The 20,810-nt window shown below is 65.6% G+C and carries 1 protein-coding gene; it reads right to left on the bottom strand.

Features of this window, described 5'->3' with window-relative positions; genetic code table 11:
• Positions 1-156: 156 nt before the first annotated feature.
• Positions 157-20,724, bottom strand: a complete 20,568-nt coding sequence (locus ACVJGD_RS40930; RefSeq protein ID WP_456639423.1) for a non-ribosomal peptide synthase/polyketide synthase — start codon at positions 20,722-20,724, stop codon at positions 157-159.
• Between the last annotated feature and the right edge of the window lie 86 nt (positions 20,725-20,810).

Genomic DNA, 20,810 nt, shown 5'->3' with positions numbered 1-20,810 from the left:
TCACCAATATGAACGCATCGTCCAGGGGCAGCGAGAAGGTCGGTCGATTGCCGTAGATTCTCCAGCCAGCGGATGCTCTCCTTCTGCTCGATCGGAACCCGTGTCGGATTGATCTTTCGCTCCAGCGCCGTCGTCGTACTTGGCCGCGCCTGTGATTCAAGCTCCCAAATTGGTGTTTAAGGCCGCTGATATGGATCGAGCCAGAACTCGGCGGTTCTCTGGAGCACTCATCATCGTCATGTGGTTGCCTGGAATTGGCACAGCATGAACGGCCGCTGCACTCAAAACTTGGTCCCAACCGCGCATGGGCGAACTTGCCTCTGTGGCATAAAACTGATGTATTTCAACTGGCAGGGATGGAACTTGGTACACTTGCAGCGCCCTTCGAAATTGGGCAATTCTTGCACACCTCAAAGCGTCAATTTCGAGATCACGATCTAGAGATAGCGCCCCAAGTTGCTGCGCCTTTTCAAGCAACTGGGCAACTGAACTTTGTCTAGCAAAGTGCTCCAACACTTCGAACCGCTCATCATCCAAGGGCTCGAGAGATTCTAGCACCATTCCTAGTACTATTTGGGCTGGCGACATGCCCAATGGATTTGCAGGTAACGTAACATCGATGAAAGCCATGAATGACACAGTTTCATCGAGGCTTAGTAAGCGCTGGGCAATCGCGTAGGCCAAGAATGCCCCTGAGGAATATCCGGCGAAGCGATATGGGCCTTGCGGTTGAATCTCTTTGATCGCCGAGATTAGTTGCGAGGCTATCGCCTCAAGAGTTGGTGAACAAAGTTCATCGAAGGACGGCCATGGCAGAGCATAGACAGGACAGTCTATGTCCATTTCTTTGACCAAACTGACAGCATAGGAACAATCCCCCAAACCTGTGGGGACAAAGAAGAGTGGCGGTTGCGATCCCGTTACACGAACGGATAGCACTCCGGCTGCGCTGCGGTGCGGCTGCAACTCAACCTTCGATGCAAGTTCCTTCAAAACAGGGGCATGGAAGAGGTCGGCGGCGCTGAGCTTCAGCCCAAGATCGAGCGCTCGACTGAGCAACCGCACCGCCAGCAGCGAGTGACCGCCCAGTTCGAAGAAGTGGTCGTGCCGTCCGACCCGCTCGAGCCCCAGAAGCTCCGTCCAGATCGTCGCCAGCGCCGTCTCGATCTCGCCCCGCGGCGGCTCATAAGCGGCGCGCGCATACGCCTCATCGTCCGGCGCCGGCAGCCCTTTGCGGTCCAGCTTGCCGTTCGGTGTCAGCGGCAGCGCCGCAAGGTGCACGAACGCAGCCGGCACCATGTAGTCGGGCAATCGCGCACTTAAGTGCGCGCGCAAGGTAGCGGCAAGCTCGCTTCCATTCAGCCCATCCGATCCCGCCTCGGGCGCGCACACCACATAGGCGACAAGACGCGGCTCGCCCGCGCGATCCTGTTGCGCCACCACCACCACCGCGTCGCGCACCGAGGCATGCTCAACCAGCCGCGCCGCGATCTCGCCCGGCTCGATCCGGAAGCCGCGGATCTTCACCTGGTCGTCGTTGCGGCCCAAGAACGCCAGATTGCCGTCCGGCAGATACCGCGCCAGATCCCCGCTCCGGTACATCCGCGCCCCGGGCTCAGTGCTGAACGGATCTTCCAAAAACCGCTCCGCGGTCAGCTCAGGCCGGTTCAGATAGCCACGCGCCACCCCCGCGCCGCCGATGTAAAGCTCCCCCACCGCGCCAAACGGAACCGGCGCACCATGAGCGTCGAGCAGGTACACCTGCGTGTTCGCAATCGGGCGGCCGATCGGGATGTTCGCAGATACAGCCATTTCTGTCGGAACGTCATAAAAGATACAACCGACAACTGTTTCGGTTGGGCCATATTCATTCACCATTCGGGCCCTGGGCTGGATCCTGCGCCACAACTCAACTGTTGAATGCGACAGCGCTTCACCGCCGATAATAAATGATTCAACTTGGCTGGCAGCGGAGTCCGCCAGCATCTGTTGCCCAAGAGCATCCAGATGGCTCGGGGTGATCTTGATTGTCCCGCATTCCGCGCTGATCTTTGCTTTTAGCCCCTCGACCTCTTGTCCCTCCATCATAAGATCTGCATGGCCACCACAGATCAAAGGTGCAAACAGGCTGGTAACTGTTGCATCGAAGGCCAGAGGAGAGGAGACCACGGAGGATGATCTGGAATCGTAGGCATGACAGGCCCAGTACAGATAATTGGTCATCCCCCGATGCTCGACCATGACGCCCTTTGGCGTGCCTGATGATCCCGAGGTGTAGATCACGTAGGCGAGATGGCGCGAGGTCAGGCCGAGGGCGCGCGGGTCCGGGTTCGCGGCCGGCAGCTCCGCCCAGGCCGGGGTCGGCGTCTCGAGATCGACCACCGTCAGATCCATCAGCGCATCGCCGCCCAGCGCCGATCGTCCCGCCGCATCGGCCAGCAGCAGACGCGGCGCCGCATCGTCGAGCACCTGGCGCAGCCGCGCCGACGGATAGGCCGGATCCAGCGGCAGATACGCCCCGCCCGCCTTGAGGATCGCCAACAGCCCCACCACCATCGCCACGCGGCGCGCAAGGCAGATCGCCACCGGCTGATCCGGCCTCACCCCGAGCCCGATCAGATGATGCGCCAGGCGGTTGGCCCGCGCATTGAGCTCGCCATAGCTGACGCGCGCCTCCGCATCGACCACCGCCACCGCATCCGGCGCTTGGCGCACCTGCGCTTCAAACAGCTGATGGATGCACTGCTGCTCGGGATACGGCGCCGCCGTCCGGTTCAGCTCCTCCAACAGATACGCGCGCTCGCCAGGTGGCAGGATGTCCAGCGCCCGCACCGGCGTGTTCGGCGCCCGCTCCAGCGCCTCCGCCAGCTGCTCGAGCGCGCGCTGCATGTAGCCGCAGACCCGATCCGCTGAGACGGGTTCCGCCACCTGCGTCGTCAGCCCGAGCGCCTCGCCAAAATCCTCCACCGACAAGGTCAGCGGATAGTTGGTGCGCTCCTCCCCGCCCAGCCATGCCATCCCCGCCAGCCCATCATTCGGTCCAGAACCGGAGATGGCCGCTGGCGTGGTGTGGCGGTAGTTCAACAGCGAACTGAACAGCGGCGCCGGCGCCGCAACCCCGCTGCAGCGTTGCGCCAGCGCCAGCGAGGCATGTTCATGTGCGAGCAGCTCGGCCAGCCGGGCGTGCGTGGTCCGCACGCTCGCCGCGACCCCGGTCCCGTCGAGATCAAGCCGCAGCGGCAGCGTGTTGATGAACAGGCCCATGGTGCGGTCGGCGCCGGCGCCGCCATGCAGGCGGCCGAACAGCACCGTGCCGAACACCACCTGCTCGCGGCCGCTGCTGCGCGCCACCACCTGCCCCCAGGCCAGATGGCACAGGCTCGCCAGGCTCACCCCCAGCCGCCGCGCCTGCCGGCGCAATCGCGCATTGAGCGCCTGCGGCAGCATCCGCCGTGCCTCGCTGATCCCGCTGCCGTCGCCGCGGACCTCGCTCAAGCCGAACGGCGTGGTCGGCTCGTCGATGTCCCCCAGCATCGTCCGGAAGAACTCTTCATGCGCCTTGGCATCAACGCCCAGGCGCGCCTGCGCCGCCAGATTGCGGAACGGCTGCGGGGCTGTCAGCTCATGCTCACGTCCCTCGAGCATGGCCTGAACCTCGGCATGCATCACCTCCAGCGTGGTGTGATCCCCGATCAAATGATGCTGCAGCTGCAAGACCAGCCAGCGCCCGCTGCCGGGCTCGCGGGCAATCACAAACCGCAGCAGCGGCGCCCGGCCAAGATCGATGCGGTGCTGGCGCGGATCAAACCTGAGCCGGAGCTGCGCGGGGCCGGCACCACCAGAGCCCTCCAGCTCAACCTCGCTCACATCGAGTGGCGCGTTCCGCCACACCACCTGGGCCGGGCGCGACAGGCCCTCCCAGACAAACGACGTCCTCAGGATATCGTGCCGGTCCACCACGCGCTGAACCGCGGCAAGATAGCGCTCCAACAGCCCGCGGTCGGCAAACGCCATCTGACTGACCAGCAGATACGGATCGCCTTGGCGGGCGAGCAGATGATGGAACAGGATGCCGTCCTGCAGCGGCGACAAGCCATAAATGTCCTGGATGTTGCCGACGCCGCCGGGCACCGTGGCGACGATCCGGTCGATGTCGCCCTGCGCCAGCTCAATCAGCGGCAGCATCTGCGGCGTGATCGCCGTGCTCTGTTCGGTGATCGCGTTGGCCGGGACCGCCACCTCGCGATGGCTGCCCAGGCTCGCCGCCAGATCCGCCAGCACCGGCGTGGCGAACAGGGTCCGCACCTCCACCCCCAGCGACCGCCGCCGCAGACGCTCGATCAGCTGCACCGCCAGCAGCGAGTGGCCGCCCAGTGCGAAGAAGTGGTCGTGCCGCCCGACCCGCTCGAGCCCCAGAAGCTCCGTCCAGATCGTCGCCAGCGCCGTCTCGATCTCGCCCCGCGGCGGCTCATAAGCGGCGCGCGCATACGCCTCATCGTCCGGCGCCGGCAGCCCTTTGCGGTCCAGCTTGCCGTTCGGTGTCAGCGGCAGCGCCGCAAGGTGCACGAACGCAGCCGGCACCATGTAGTCGGGCAATCGCGCACTTAAGTGCGCGCGCAAGGTAGCGGCAAGCTCGCTTCCATTCAGCCCATCCGATCCCGCCTCGGGCGCGCACACCACATAGGCGACAAGACGCGGCTCGCCCGCGCGATCCTGTTGCGCCACCACCACCACCGCGTCGCGCACCGAGGCATGCTCAACCAGCCGCGCCGCGATCTCGCCCGGCTCGATCCGGAAGCCGCGGATCTTCACCTGGTCGTCGTTGCGGCCCAAGAACGCCAGATTGCCGTCCGGCAGATACCGCGCCAGATCCCCGCTCCGGTACATCCGCGCCCCGGGCTCAGTGCTGAACGGATCTTCCAAAAACCGCTCCGCGGTCAGCTCAGGCCGGTTCAGATAGCCACGCGCCACCCCCGCGCCGCCGATGTAAAGCTCCCCCACCGCGCCAAACGGAACCGGCGCACCATGAGCGTCGAGCAGGTACACCTGCGTGTTCGCAATCGGGCGGCCGATCGGGACAACGGCGCCATCAAAATCATCCGGGCAATTCCACGCTGTCACGTCGATCGCAGCTTCCGTCGGACCGTAGAGATTGTGCAGGCCCGTCCAAGGCAATACGCGCCGAACCTTCTGCACACTGGCGGCAGGAAGCGCTTCGCCGCTGCATAAAACACGCCGCAGCGAGGTGCAGCGGTCAACACACTTCGCATCGATAAAGCTGACCAGCATCGATGGTACGAAGTGAGCCGTGGTGATGCGGTGGCTGATGATCAAGTCCACCAATGCATCGGGGTCTTTGTGCGCATCCGGAGGCGCCAGCACCAGGGTCGCGCCTTCAAGCAGCGTCCAGAAGACCTCCCAGGCCGAGACATCAAAGCCAAATGGCGTCTTCTGCAACACGACATCGGTTGCTTTGAGAGCATAGGCTCTTTGCATCCAGATCAGGCGGTTGATAATGGCCCGATGCTCATTCTGTGCCGCTTTGGGCGTGCCGGACGAGCCCGAGGTGTAGATCACATAGGCGAGATGGCGCGAGGTCAGGCCGAGCGCGCGCACATCCGGATCCGACGCCGGCAGGTTTGCCCACGCCGGTGTCGGCGTCTCGAGATCGAGCACGGTCACATCAACGCCCACATCGCCCAGCGCGGCGCGTCCCGCCGCATCGGCCAGCAGCAGACGCGGCGCCGCATCGTCGAGAACCTGACGCAGCCGCGCCGCCGGATAGACCGGATCGAGCGGCAGATAGGCGCCGCCGGCCTTGAGGATCGCCAACAGCCCCACCACCATCGCCACGCTGCGCGCAAGGCAGATCGCCACCGGCTGATCCGGCGTCACCCCGCGCCCGATCAGGTGATGCGCCAGGCGGTTGGCCCGCGCATTGAGCTCGCGATAGCTGACGCGCGCCTCCGCATCGACCACCGCCACCGCGTCCGGCGCTTGGCGCACCTGCGCCTCAAACAGCTGATGGATGCACTGCTGCTCAGGATACGGCGCCGCCGTCCGGTTCAGCTCCTCCAGGAGGTAAGCGCGCTCAGCGGACGACAGCAGCTCAATCCGGCTGACCGGCTGCTCTGCATCGGCCACCATCGCCCGCAGCAGCGCCAGCAGATAGCCACGCTGCCGCTCGATCGTCGCCTGATCGAACAGCGCCGTGGCATAGCCCAGCGTTCCGGCGATCACCTCGCCATGCTCGCGCAGGTTCAATTCCAGATCAAACTTGACCTGATCGTACCCGTCCGCCGCCGCCGCCACGCTCAGCCCCGGAAGGTCGAAGGACTGAGCGGCGTTGTTCTGCCAGGCCAACATCACCTGGAACAGCGGCGTGTGATCAAGATGCCGTGGCGGCTGCACGAGCTCGACCACCTGCTCAAACGGCAGGTCCTGATGCTCCTGTGCCCCTAAGGCCGTACGCCGCGTCCGCTGCAACAGCTCTGCCACGCTCGGCGCGCCCGACAGGTCGAGCCGCAGCGCCAGGGTGTTGACGAAGAAGCCGATCAACTGTTCGATCTCGTACCGACCGCGATTGGCGCTCGGCACCCCGATCACAAGGTCGTCCTGCCCCGACAGACGTGACAGCACCGCCGCCCACGCCGCCAGCACCGTCATGAACAATGTCGTGCCATGCCGCCGGCTCAGCCGCTTCAAGTCTCGCGTCAAATTCGCATCGATCACCACAGGCACAGTGGCTCCGGCAAACGACTGTTGCGCCGGCCGCGGCCGGTCCGTCGGCAATGCCAGACGGGCCGGAGCGCCTGTCAGGGCGTTGCGCCAATACTGCGCCTGGCCCTGCAGCCGCGCGCCCGAGAGCCACTGCCGCTGCCAGGCGGCATAGTCCGGATACTGGATCGCAAGCGGCGGCAGCGGATCGTCTTGTCCGGCCAGGAACGCCCGGTACAGCTGACTGAGTTCTCGCGCCAAGATACCCAGCGACCAGCCATCCGAGACGATGTGATGCTGGGTCAGCAGGAACACGTGCTCCTCGTCGGCGGTGCGGATCAGACGCGCGCGGATCAGCGGACCGCGCACCAGATCGAACGGCGTGCGCGCCTCTTCCTGGCACAGCTCCGACAGCGCGGTGTCCGCGTCCGGCCGGTCCCGCAGATCGTGCTCCAGAACCGGCAGCCCCGCATCCTTCGGCAGAATCTCAACCGAAGGTTCACCCTCCGAGGCGACAAAGACACTGCGCAGCGCCTCATGCCGCGCCAACACACGGTCGAGGCTGCGCTGCCAGGCGCTGCGGTCGAGCACGCCGCGCAGCCGCAAGGCCAGCGGCATGTGATAGTTCGTGCTGCCCTGATCCAGCTGCGCCAAAAACCACAGCCGCTGCTGCGCAAACGACAACACAAGCGGTGCATCGCGCGACACGGCCACAATGGCCGGGAGGTCTTGCGGACCGCAGCGGCTCATCGTCTCGACCATGCTTTCCGCCAGATCGGCCAGCACCGGTTTGGCAAACAGCCTCGTCAGCGGCAGTTCGCCACCAACAGCCTGCGACAGCCGGCTTGAGAGCTGCACCGCCAAGAGTGAGTGACCGCCTAGTTCGAAGAAGTGGTCGTGCCGCCCGACCCGCTTCACACCCAGAAGCTCGGCCCAGAGCTTGGCCAGCGCGGTCTCGATCTCGCCTTGTGGCGCCTCATAGGCGGAGCGCGCGCACGCCTCATCCGCCGGCGCCAGCAGCGCCTTGCGATCCAGCTTGCCGTTCGGTGTCAGCGGCAGTGCCGCCAGGTGCACGAACGCAGCCGGCACCATGTAGTCGGGCAATCGCGCACTTAAGTGCGTGCGCAAGGTGGCGGCAAGTTCAGACCCCTCAGCTTCGCCGGCGTGCTCGGCAGTCGTAACGACATAGGCGACAAGCCGCTGCTCGCCCGCGCGATCCTGTTGCGCCACCACCACCGCGTCGCGCACCGAGGCATGCTCAACCAGCCGCGCCGCGATCTCGCCCGGCTCGATCCGGAAGCCGCGGATCTTCACCTGGTCGTCGTTGCGGCCCAAGAACGCCAGATTGCCGTCCGGCAAGTACCGCGCCAGATCCCCGCTCCGGTACATCCGCGCCCCGGGCTCAGTGCTGAACGGATCTTCCAAAAACCGCTCCGCGGTCAGCTCAGGCCGGTTCAGATAGCCACGCGCCACCCCCGCGCCGCCGATGTAAAGCTCCCCCACCGCGCCAAACGGAACCGGCGCACCGTGACCGTCAAGGAGATAGACCCGCGTGTTCGCAATCGGGCGGCCGATATGCGGCACAATGTCGACGAAAAGCCGTCCCGAGGTCGCCACGACCGTCACTTCAGTAGGGCCGTAGTTGTTTATTAGCTTGAGAGCCGCTGGTAGAGGCGCAGGCACACGCTGGAGACGATCCCCGCCAACAAGCAAGTACTCCAATGTGGGATTTACCAGCTTATCTTCTAACGCAATCGTGGCGAGCGGCGTGATCAAAAAGGCGGAGTCCAGCGATTGATCACGCCACCATTGCAGCAAAAGGAGAGGATCTCCTGCCGGCGCTCTGGGCGGGAGCAGCAATGTGCTGCGGTTACATAACGCAGACCATAGCTCCCAAGTGCTGGCATCGAATGCTACTCCAGCCGTGAGCGCACAGCAGGTTTCTGGTTGCGGACAAAACGTTTGCACATGCCATGCTATAAGATTGACCAATCCCCGATGCTCGACCATGACGCCCTTGGGCGTGCCTGATGATCCCGAGGTGTAGATCACGTAGGCGAGATGGCGCGAGGTCAGGCCGAGGGCGCGCGGGTCCGGGTTCGCGGCCGGCAGCTCCGCCCAGGCCGGCGTCGCCGTCTCCAGATCGACCACCGTCAGATCCATCAGCGCATCGCCGCCCAGCGCCGATCGTCCCGCCGCATCGGCCAGCAGCAGAGGCGGCGCCGCATCGTCGAGCACCTGGCGCAGCCGCGCCGCCGGATGGGCCGGATCCAGCGGCAGATACGCCCCGCCCGCCTTGAGGATCGCCAACAGCCCTACCACCATCGCCACGCGGCGCGCAAGGCAGATCGCCACCGGCTGATCCGGCCTCACCCCGCGCCCGATCAGGTGATGCGCCAGGCGGTTGGCCCGCGCATTGAGTTCGCGATAGCTGACGCGCGCCTCCGCATCGACCACCGCCACCGCGTCCGGCGCCTGGCGCACCTGCGCCTCAAACAGCTGATGGATGCACTGCTGCTCGGGATACGGCGCCGCCGTCCGGTTCAGCTCCTCCACCAGATACGCCCGCTCAGCGGACGGCAGGATGTCCAGCGCCCGCACCGGCGTGTTCGGCGCCTGCTCCAGCGCCTCCGCCAGCTGCTCGAGCGCGCGCTGCATGTAGCCGCAGACCCGATCCGCTGAGACGGGTTCCGCCACCTGCGCCGTCAGCCCGAGCGCCTCGCCAAAATCCTCCACCGACAAGGTCAGCGGATAGTTGGTGCGCTCCTCCCCGCCCAGCCATGCCACGCCGGACAGCCCATCATTCGGTCCAGAACCGGAGATGGCCGCCGGCGCGGTGTGGCGGTAGTTCAACAGCGAACTGAACAGCGGCGCCGGCGCCGCAACCCCGCTGCAGCGTTGCGCCAGCGCCAGCGAGGCATGTTCATGTGCGAGCAGCTCGGCCAGCCGGGCGTGCGTGGTCCGCACGCTCGCCGCGACCCCGGTCCCGTCGAGATCAAGCCGCAGCGGCAGCGTGTTGATGAACAGGCCCATGGTGCGGTCGGCGCCGGCGCCGCCATGCAGGCGGCCGAACAGCACCGTGCCGAACACCACCTGCTCGCGGCCGCTGCTGCGCGCCACCACCTGCCCCCAGGCCAGATGGCACAGGCTCGCCAGGCTCACCCCCAGCCGCCGCGCCTGCCGGCGCAATCGCGCATTGAGCGCCTGCGGCAGCATCCGCCGTGCCTCGCTGATCCCGCTGCCGTCGCCGCGGACCTCGCTCAAGCCGAACGGCGTGGTCGGCTCGTCGATGTCCCCCAGCATCGTCCGGAAGAACTCTTCATGCGCCTTGGCATCAACGCCCAGGCGCGCCTGCGCCGCCAGATTGCGGAACGGCTGCGGGGCTGTCAGCTCATGCTCACGTCCCTCGAGCATGGCCTGAACCTCGGCATGCATCACCTCCAGCGTGGTGTGATCCCCGATCAAATGATGCTGCAGCTGCAAGACCAGCCAGCGCCCGCTGCCGGGCTCGCGGGCAATCACAAACCGCAGCAGCGGCGCCCGGCCAAGATCGATGCGGTGCCGGCGCGGATCAAACCGATCCTTAAGCTGCGCGGGGCCGGCACCACCAGAGCCCTCCAGCTCGACCTCGGTCACATTGAGTGGCGCGTTCCGCCACACCACCTGGGCCGGGCGCGACAGGCCCTCCCAGACAAACGAGGTGCGCAGAATATCGTGCCGGTCCACCACGCGCTGAACCGCGGCAAGATAGCGCTCCAACAGCCCGCGGTCGGCAAACGCCATCTGACTGACCAGCAGATACGGATCGCCTTGGCTGGCGAGCAGATGATGGAACAGGATGCCGTCCTGCAGCGGCGACAAGCCATAAATGTCCTGGATGTTGCCGACGCCGCCGGGCACCGTGGCGACGATCCGGTCGATGTCGCCCTGCGCCAGCTCAATCAGCGGCAGCATCTGCGGCGTGATCGCCGTGCTCTGTTCGGTGATCGCGTTGGCCGGGACCGCCACCTCGCGATGGCTGCCCAGGCTCGCCGCCAGATCCGCCAGCACCGGCGTGGCGAACAGGGTCCGCACCTCCACCCCCAGCGACCGCCGCCGCAGACGCTCCATCAGCTGCACCGCCAACAGCGAGTGGCCGCCCAGTGCGAAGAAGTGGTCGTGCCGTCCGACCCGCTCCACACCGAGAAGCTCGGCCCAGAGCTTGGCCAGCGCGGTCTCGATCTCGCCTTGTGGCGCCTCGTAGGCGGCGCGCGCATAGGCCGCATCGTCCGGCGCCGGCAGCCCTTTGCGGTCCAGCTTGCCGTTCGGTGTCAGCGGCAGTGCCGCCAGCTGCACAAACGCAGCCGGCACCATGTAGTCCGGCAATCGCGCACTTAAGTGCGTGCGCAAGGTGGCGGCAAGCTCAGATCCCTCAGCTTCGCCGGCAAGCTCGGCCGCCGCGACCACATAGGCGACCAGCCGCGGCTCGCCGGTGCGATCCGGTTGCGCCACCACCACCGCATCGTCGACCCACGCATGCTCGACCAGCCGCGCCGCGATCTCGCCCGGCTCGATCCGGAAGCCGCGGATCTTCACCTGGTCGTCGTTGCGGCCCAAGAACGCCAGATTGCCGTCCGGCAAGTACCGCGCCAGATCCCCGCTCCGGTACATCCGCGCCCCGGGCTCAGTGCTGAACGGATCTTCCAAAAACCGCTCCGCGGTCAGCTCAGGCCGGTTCAGATAGCCACGCGCCACCCCCGCGCCGCCGATGTAAAGCTCCCCCACCGCGCCAAACGGAACCGGCGCACCATGAGCGTCGAGCAGGTACACCCGCGTGTTCGCAATCGGGCGGCCGATCGGGACAACTGCGCCATCAAAATCATCCGGGCAGCTCCAGGTCGTCGCGCAGACTGTTGCTTCGGTAGGTCCATAGGCGTTGACAATAGATGCTGCAGGCAGGGCTCGGATAAGTTCGGCCTTCGGGAGCTCTCCAGCAAGAACGAGAAGTTGCGACGCCAAATATTCCAGATGCTGGCCTCCCTGAAGCAATGCTGGAGGCAACGTCGCATGCGTGATGGCTTCGTTTCGCAGATAGTCCGATAGCTCTTTAGTCGATTGACGGATCTCACCCGCAGGCAAGTGCAATGCGGCTCCTGAGCCAAACGCCATGACAAGCTCTGAAACACTTGTATCAAAACCAAAGGAGGCGAACTGCACGACTCTACTATTGGAACAAGCGCCAAAAAGCACGTTCTGAGCCAACTCCAGATTGACCAATCCCCGATGCTCGACCATGACGCCCTTGGGCGTTCCGGTGGAGCCTGAGGTGTAGATCACATAGGCGAGATGGCGCGAGGTCAGGCCGATGGCGCGCGGGTCCGGGTTCGCGGCCGGCAGCTCCGCCCAGGCCGGGGTCGGCGTCTCGAGATCGACCACCGTCACATCCGCCAGCGCATCGCCGCCCAGCGCCGATCGTCCCGCCGCATCGGCCAGCAGCAGACGCGGCGCCGCATCGTCGAGCACCTGCCGCAGCCGCGCCGCCGGATAGGCCGGATCCAGCGGCAGGTACGCCCCGCCCGCCTTGAGGATCGCCAACAGCCCCACCACCATCGCCACGCGGCGCGCAAGGCAGATCGCCACCGGCTGATCCGGCCTCACCCCGAGCCCGATCAGGTGATGCGCCAAGCGGTTGGCCCGCGCATTGAGCTCGCCATAGCTTAAGCGTTCGTCCGCATCGACCACCGCCACCGCATCCGGCGCTTGGCGCACCTGCGCTTCAAACAGCTGATGGATGCACTGCTGCTCGGGATACGGCGCCGCCGTCCGGTTCAGCTCCTCCAACAGATACGCGCGCTCGCCAGGTGGCAGGATGTCCAGCGCCCGCACCGGCGTGTTCGGCGCCCGCTCCAGCGCCTCCGCCAGCTGCTCGAGCGCGCGCTGCATGTAGCCGCAGACCCGATCCGCTGAGACGGGTTCCGCCACCTGCGTCGTCAGCCCGAGCGCCTCGCCAAAATCCTCCACCGACAAGGTCAGCGGATAGTTGGTGCGCTCCTCCCCGCCCAGCCATGCCATCCCCGCCAGCCCATCATTCGGTCCAGAACCGGAGATGGCCGCCGGCGCGGTGTGGCGGTAGTTCAACAGCGAACTGAACAGCGGCGCCGGCGCCGCAACCCCGCTGCAGCGCTGCGCCAGCGCCAGCGAGGCATGTTCATGTGCGAGCAGCTCGGCCAGCCGGGCGTGCGTGGTCCGCACGCTCGCCGCGACCCCGGTCCCGTCGAGATCAAGCCGCAGCGGCAGCGTGTTGATGAACAGGCCCATGGTGCGGTCGGCGCCGGCGCCGCCATGCAGGCGGCCGAACAGCACCGTGCCGAACACCACCTGCTCGCGGCCGCTGCTGCGCGCCACCACCTGCCCCCAGGCCAGATGGCACAGGCTCGCCAGGCTCACCCCCAGCCGCCGCGCCTGCCGGCGCAATCGCGCATTGAGCGCCTGCGGCAGCATCCGCCGTGCCTCGCTGATCCCGCTGCCGTCGCCGCGGACCTCGCTCAAGCCGAACGGCGTGGTCGGCTCGTCGATGTCCCCCAGCATCGTCCGGAAGAACTCTTCATGCGCCTTGGCATCAACGCCCAGGCGCGCCTGCGCCGCCAGATTGCGGAACGGCTGCGGGGCTGTCAGCTCATGCTCACGTCCCTCGAGCATGGCCTGAACCTCGGCATGCATCACCTCCAGCGTGGTGTGATCCCCGATCAAATGATGCTGCAGCTGCAAGACCAGCCAGCGCCCGCTGCCGGGCTCGCGGGCAATCACAAACCGCAGCAGCGGCGCCCGGCCAAGATCGATGCGGTGCCGGCGCGGATCAAACCGATCCTTAAGCTGCGCGGGGCCGGCACCACCAGAGCCCTCCAGCTCAACCTCGCTCACATCGAGTGGCGCGTTCCGCCACACCACCTGGGCCGGGCGCGACAGGCCCTCCCAGACAAACGAGGTGCGCAGAATATCGTGCCGGTCCACCACGCGCTGAACCGCGGCAAGATAGCGCTCCAACAGCCCGCGGTCGGCAAACGCCATCTGACTGACCAGCAGATACGGATCGCCTTGGCTGGCGAGCAGATGATGGAACAGGATGCCGTCCTGCAGCGGCGACAAGCCATAAATGTCCTGGATGTTGCCGACGCCGCCGGGCACCGTGGCGACGATCCGGTCGATGTCGCCCTGCGCCAGCTCAATCAGCGGCAGCATCTGCGGCGTGATCGCCGTACTCTGTTCGGTGATCGCGTTGGCCGGGACCGCCACCTCGCGATGGCTGCCCAGGCTCGCCGCCAGATCCGCCAGCACCGGCGTGGCGAACAGGGTCCGCACCTCCACCCCCAGCGACCGCCGCCGCAGACGCTCGATCAGCTGCACCGCCAACAGCGAGTGGCCGCCCAGTGCGAAGAAGTGGTCGTGCCGCCCGACCCGCTCCACACCGAGAAGCTCGGCCCAGAGCTTGGCCAGCGCGGTCTCGATCTCGCCTTGTGGCGGCTCGTAGGCGGCGCGCGCATAGGCCGCATCGTCCGGCGCCGGCAGCCCTTTGCGGTCCAGCTTGCCGTTCGGTGTCAGCGGCAGTGCCGCCAGCTGCACAAACGCAGCCGGCACCATGTAGTCCGGCAATCGCGCACTTAAGTGCGTGCGCAACGTGCCGGCGAGCTCAGATCCCTCAGCTTCGCCGGCAAGCTCGGCCGCCGCGACCACATAGGCGACCAGCCGCGGCTCGCCGGTGCGATCCGGTTGCGCCACCACCACCGCATCGTCGACCCACGCATGCTCGACCAGCCGCGCCGCGATCTCGCCCGGCTCGATCCGGAAGCCGCGGATCTTCACCTGGTCGTCGTTGCGGCCCAAGAACGCCAGATTGCCGTCCGGCAGATACCGCGCCAGATCCCCGCTCCGGTACATCCGCGCCCCGGACTCAGTGCTGAACGGATCTTCCAAAAACCGCTCCGCGGTCAGCTCAGGCCGGTTCAGATAGCCACGCGCCACCCCCGCGCCGCCGATGTAAAGCTCCCCCACCGCGCCAAACGGAACCGGCGCACCATGAGCGTCGAGCAGGTAGATCCGCATGTTCGCAATCGGGCGGCCGATCGGGACAACTGCGCCATCAAATCCAGCTCGGTAAAACCAAGCTGTCGCGTCAATCGTCGCCTCAGTGGGTCCATAGAGGTTGACAAGTGCTGTCGATGCCAATTGCAGCCATTTAGCGGCTAACCCGTTTCTGAGGAGCTCTCCACCACAGAATATGTAGCGCAGACAATCGATTTCTTTTTGCTCAACGTCAGTGATCCCAAGCAATGCTGAAAGAAGCGACGGAACCAATTGCAGAACCGTCACTCGGTACTTACCCAGCAGACCCAAAATTGTTCGAATATCTAATTGCCGGTCGAGAGGAAGAAGAATTGAACGTGCCCCGATCGACAAAGGTGTCCATAGCTCCCAAACCGCAGCATCAAAAGAGGGGGAGGTTCGCTGCAAGAAAATGTCGTGGGCAGCGAACTGGAATCGATCCGCCTGCCAGATTGTATGATTTGCCAATCCCCGATGCTCGACCATGACGCCCTTGGGCGTGCCTGATGATCCCGAGGTGTAGATCACGTAGGCGAGATGGCGCGAGGTCAGGCCGAGGGCGCGCGGGTCCGGGTTCGCGGCCGGCAGCTCCGCCCAGGCCGGGGTCGGCGTCTCGAGATCGACCACCGTCAGATCCATCAGCGCATCGCCGCCCAGCGCCGATCGTCCCGCCGCATCGGCCAGCAGCAGACGCGGCGCCGCATCGTCGAGCACCTGGCGCAGCCGCGCCGACGGATAGGCCGGATCCAGCGGCAGATACGCCCCGCCCGCCTTGAGGATCGCCAACAGCCCCACCACCATCGCCACGCGGCGCGCAAGGCAGATCGCCACCGGCTGATCCGGCCTCACCCCGAGCCCGATCAGATGATGCGCCAGGCGGTTGGCCCGCGCATTGAGCTCGCCATAGCTGACGCGCGCCTCCGCATCGACCACCGCCACCGCATCCGGCGCTTGGCGCACCTGCGCTTCAAACAGCTGATGGATGCACTGCTGCTCGGGATACGGCGCCGCCGTCCGGTTCAGCTCCTCCAACAGATACGCGCGCTCGCCAGGTGGCAGGATGTCCAGCGCCCGCACCGGCGTGTTCGGCGCCCGCTCCAGCGCCTCCGCCAGCTGCTCGAGCGCGCGCTGCATGTAGCCGCAGACCCGATCCGCTGAGACGGGTTCCGCCACCTGCGTCGTCAGCCCGAGCGCCTCGCCAAAATCCTCCACCGACAAGGTCAGCGGATAGTTGGTGCGCTCCTCCCCGCCCAGCCATGCCATCCCCGCCAGCCCATCATTCGGTCCAGAACCGGAGATGGCCGCTGGCGTGGTGTGGCGGTAGTTCAACAGCGAACTGAACAGCGGCGCCGGCGCCGCAACCCCGCTGCAGCGTTGCGCCAGCGCCAGCGAGGCATGTTCATGTGCGAGCAGCTCGGCCAGCCGGGCGTGCGTGGTCCGCACGCTCGCCGCGACCCCGGTCCCGTCGAGATCAAGCCGCAGCGGCAGCGTGTTGATGAACAGGCCCATGGTGCGGTCGGCGCCGGCGCCGCCATGCAGGCGGCCGAACAGCACCGTGCCGAACACCACCTGCTCGCGGCCGCTGCTGCGCGCCACCACCTGCCCCCAGGCCAGATGGCACAGGCTCGCCAGGCTCACCCCCAGCCGCCGCGCCTGCCGGCGCAATCGCGCATTGAGCGCCTGCGGCAGCATCCGCCGTGCCTCGCTGATCCCGCTGCCGTCGCCGCGGACCTCGCTCAAGCCGAACGGCGTGGTCGGCTCGTCGATGTCCCCCAGCATCGTCCGGAAGAACTCTTCATGCGCCTTGGCATCAACGCCCAGGCGCGCCTGCGCCGCCAGATTGCGGAACGGCTGCGGGGCTGTCAGCTCATGCTCACGTCCCTCGAGCATGGCCTGAACCTCGGCATGCATCACCTCCAGCGTGGTGTGATCCCCGATCAAATGATGCTGCAGCTGCAAGACCAGCCAGCGCCCGCTGCCGGGCTCGCGGGCAATCACAAACCGCAGCAGCGGCGCCCGGCCAAGATCGATGCGGTGCTGGCGCGGATCAAACCTGAGCCGGAGCTGCGCGGGGCCGGCACCACCAGAGCCCTCCAGCTCAACCTCGCTCACATCGAGTGGCGCGTTCCGCCACACCACCTGGGCCGGGCGCGACAGGCCCTCCCAGACAAACGACGTCCTCAGGATATCGTGCCGGTCCACCACGCGCTGAACCGCGGCAAGATAGCGCTCCAACAGCCCGCGGTCGGCAAACGCCATCTGACTGACCAGCAGATACGGATCGCCTTGGCGGGCGAGCAGATGATGGAACAGGATGCCGTCCTGCAGCGGCGACAAGCCATAAATGTCCTGGATGTTGCCGACGCCGCCGGGCACCGTGGCGACGATCCGGTCGATGTCGCCCTGCGCCAGCTCAATCAGCGGCAGCATCTGCGGCGTGATCGCCGTGCTCTGTTCGGTGATCGCGTTGGCCGGGACCGCCACCTCGCGATGGCTGCCCAGGCTCGCCGCCAGATCCGCCAGCACCGGCGTGGCGAACAGGGTCCGCACCTCCACCCCCAGCGACCGCCGCCGCAGACGCTCGATCAGCTGCACCGCCAGCAGCGAGTGGCCGCCCAGTGCGAAGAAGTGGTCGTGCCGCCCGACCCGCTCGAGCCCCAGAAGCTCCGTCCAGATCGTCGCCAGCGCGGTCTCGATCTCGCCTTGTGGCGCCTCGTAGGCGGCGCGCGCATAGGCCGCATCGTCCGGCGCCGGCAGCCCTTTGCGGTCCAGCTTGCCGTTCGGTGTCAGCGGCAGTGCCGCCAGCTGCACAAACGCAGCCGGCACCATGTAGTCCGGCAATCGCGCACTTAAGTGCGTGCGCAAGGTGGCGGCAAGCTCAGATCCCTCAGCTTCGCCGGCAAGCTCGGCCGCCGCGACCACATAGGCGACCAGCCGCGGCTCGCCGGTGCGATCCGGTTGCGCCACCACCACCGCATCGTCGACCCACGCATGCTCGACCAGCCGCGCCGCGATCTCGCCCGGCTCGATCCGGAAGCCGCGGATCTTCACCTGGTCGTCGTTGCGGCCCAAGAACGCCAGATTGCCGTCCGGCAAGTACCGCGCCAGATCCCCGCTCCGGTACATCCGCGCCCCGGGCTCAGTGCTGAACGGATCTTCCAAAAACCGCTCCGCGGTCAGCTCAGGCCGGTTCAGATAGCCACGCGCCACCCCCGCGCCGCCGATGTAAAGCTCCCCCACCGCGCCAAACGGAACCGGCGCACCATGAGCGTCGAGCAGGTACACCCGCGTGTTCGCAATCGGGCGGCCGATCGGGACAACTGCGCCATCAAAATCATCCGGGCAGCTCCAGGTCGTCGCGCAGACTGTTGCTTCGGTAGGTCCATAGGCGTTGACAATAGATGCTGCAGGCAGGGCTCGGATAAGTTCGGCCTTCGGGAGCTCTCCAGCAAGAACGAGAAGTTGCGACGCCAAATATTCCAGATGCTGGCCTCCCTGAAGCAATGCTGGAGGCAACGTCGCATGCGTGATGGCTTCGTTTCGCAGATAATCCGATAGCTCTTTAGTCGATTGACGGATCTCACCCGCAGGCAAGTGCAATGCGGCTCCTGAGCCAAACGCCATGACAAGCTCTGAAGCACTTGCATCAAAACCAAAGGAGGCGAACTGCACGACTCTACTATTGGAACAAGCGCCAAAAAGCACGATCTGAGCCAACCCCAGATTGACCAATCCCCGATGCTCGACCATGACGCCCTTGGGCGTGCCTGATGATCCCGAGGTGTAGATCACGTAGGCGAGATGGCGCGAGGTCAGGCCGATGGCGCGCGGGTCCGGGTTCGCGGCCGGCAGCTCCGCCCAGGCCGGGGTCGGCGTCTCCAGATCGACCACCGTCACATCCACCAGCGCATCGCCGCCCAGCGCCGATCGTCCCGCCGCATCGGCCAGCAGCAGACGCGGCGCCGCATCGTCGAGCACCTGGCGCAGCCGCGCCGACGGATAGGCCGGATCCAGCGGCAGGTACGCCCCGCCCGCCTTCAGGATCGCCAACAGCCCCACCACCATCGCCACGCGGCGCGCAAGGCAGATCGCGACCGGCTGATCCGGCCTCACCCCGAGCCCGATCAGATGATGCGCCAAGCGGTTGGCCCGCGCATTGAGTTCGCCATAGCTTAAGCGTTCGTCCGCATCGACCACCGCCACCGCGTCCGGCGCCTGGCGCACCTGCGCCTCAAACAGCTGATGGATGCACTGCTGCTCAGGATACGGCGCCGCCGTCCGGTTCAGCTCCTCCAACAGATACGCCCGCTCAGCGGACGACAAGAGCCCAATTCGTCCTACCGGCTGCTGCGCATCGGCCATCACAGCACACAACAAATTTTGCAAATGCTGCGTCATGCGGTCGATCTGCTTGGGCGCCAAGCGACCTGCATCAAAGTGCCATCGAAAGCTCCCTTCCAGAACGCAAACCTCAAACGTCAGCAAATCACCGGATAGGGGCGTCTCAAAAATCGGGCTTGACGCAAGATCACCAGCGGCAGACCCGCTATTTGCAGTAACCGTAACGCCAATCGGCCAGGGACGGCGCGATCGTAGCGCCTCCGCACCCCGCAACGTTGGGTAGCGCGCGATAAGATCCCGCGCAAAGCTATCGTGCTCCCTCAGCTGAGCGCACTCCGCCGCCACCGCCCTGCGCACCTCTGCAAAATCATGACCGAGATCTACGATAATTTCCATTGGCACGACAGAAGCGACAAGCACCTCCACCGCCTTCACCCCGACTCGCGATTCATTCGCTGCGGGAGTCCACCCCAATTGAAGCTCTGATTCTCCCGTGACGCGGGCGAGATAGATCAGCCAAGCGCTCAGTAGATATTCCGTGCGATCACTGGGGGACAGCTCAGCCAAAGCACTTGGAATGAGCCATGAACTCGACTGCCACCTCGGGGGAGCCACAGCTTGTGGAGACGACAGAAAAGGAAGCTGCAATATGTTAAATTGCTCAAGCCGCTGTCGCCAAAAACTTTCCCGAGGCGCCAACATTTCATGCGTAACAGTTATGCTCCGCGCCTCGTCATCGCTTAGAATCGGGAGGCGATCGCCTACATCGAGATCAGAGCGCCTCGCCAGCGCCCGCGCGTCCAAAGCCCGACCATCCGAGCTGCCAAACCAAACATCGACATCCTCTGTACCGGTCGCCACACGCCAGTGGCTGGGGTGGATTTCAACCAGGGACCCTACCGGAAAACCCGAGCGTCCAGCCGCCGCCTCCAAGCACCTGACGGCGACAACGCCATCGGCTACAAGAGCCTTGGACAGACACAACGGATTGGAATGATACGGCCCAAAGTCTAAGGCGCGTGTCATCGCTGACAGATCTTGCGCGGATCGATCCCATCGCAGACAGCCCGCAGCATCTGGGCGTCGACGTTTCGGAAAAACGCTTCGGTCCGCTAGCGCCTGCGGACGGGCACTGAGCTCTCCATTTGTTAGGCGAGTTAACAGCTCGCCAAAGCCCTCGATCGCGGCTTCATAACATTTGAGGTTCAGGGTTAACGCCGTATCGCTGGGCGCAATCAAGACTTGGCGTTGCACCACCAGGTCACCAGCATCAACCCGATGATCGATACGATGCCACGTGATGCCATGTTCGGTCTCTTGGGCCAGCAGCGCCCAAGACGTCGCGTGAGTTCCCGCATATCGTGGCAACGGACCGTCGTGGTAATTGAAAGCGCCTCGACGCGCTCGCCCAAACACATCCGGCGGCAATATGAACGGGTTGGCAACGGAGAAAATCCACGCCACCGGTTCGGTCTTCAGCAACGTGGAGAGCTCTTCAACGCTCCCAACACACAGGATATTGGCGCGAGCGGCCCACTCGGCGAATGTGGCGTCGGCACACAGCGCCGCGCGGATGTCGTGGCCCATCTCCCTTGCTAGCTGCGCGCACCTAATAGCTAGCGTACCACTACCAACAAAGACGGTAGAAGCGATCGGTGAGGTTGCAAGTCGTT

This window comes from Bradyrhizobium sp. USDA 10063 (assembly GCF_054063735.1).
This window is presented reverse-complemented; position numbering and strand designations above follow the sequence as displayed.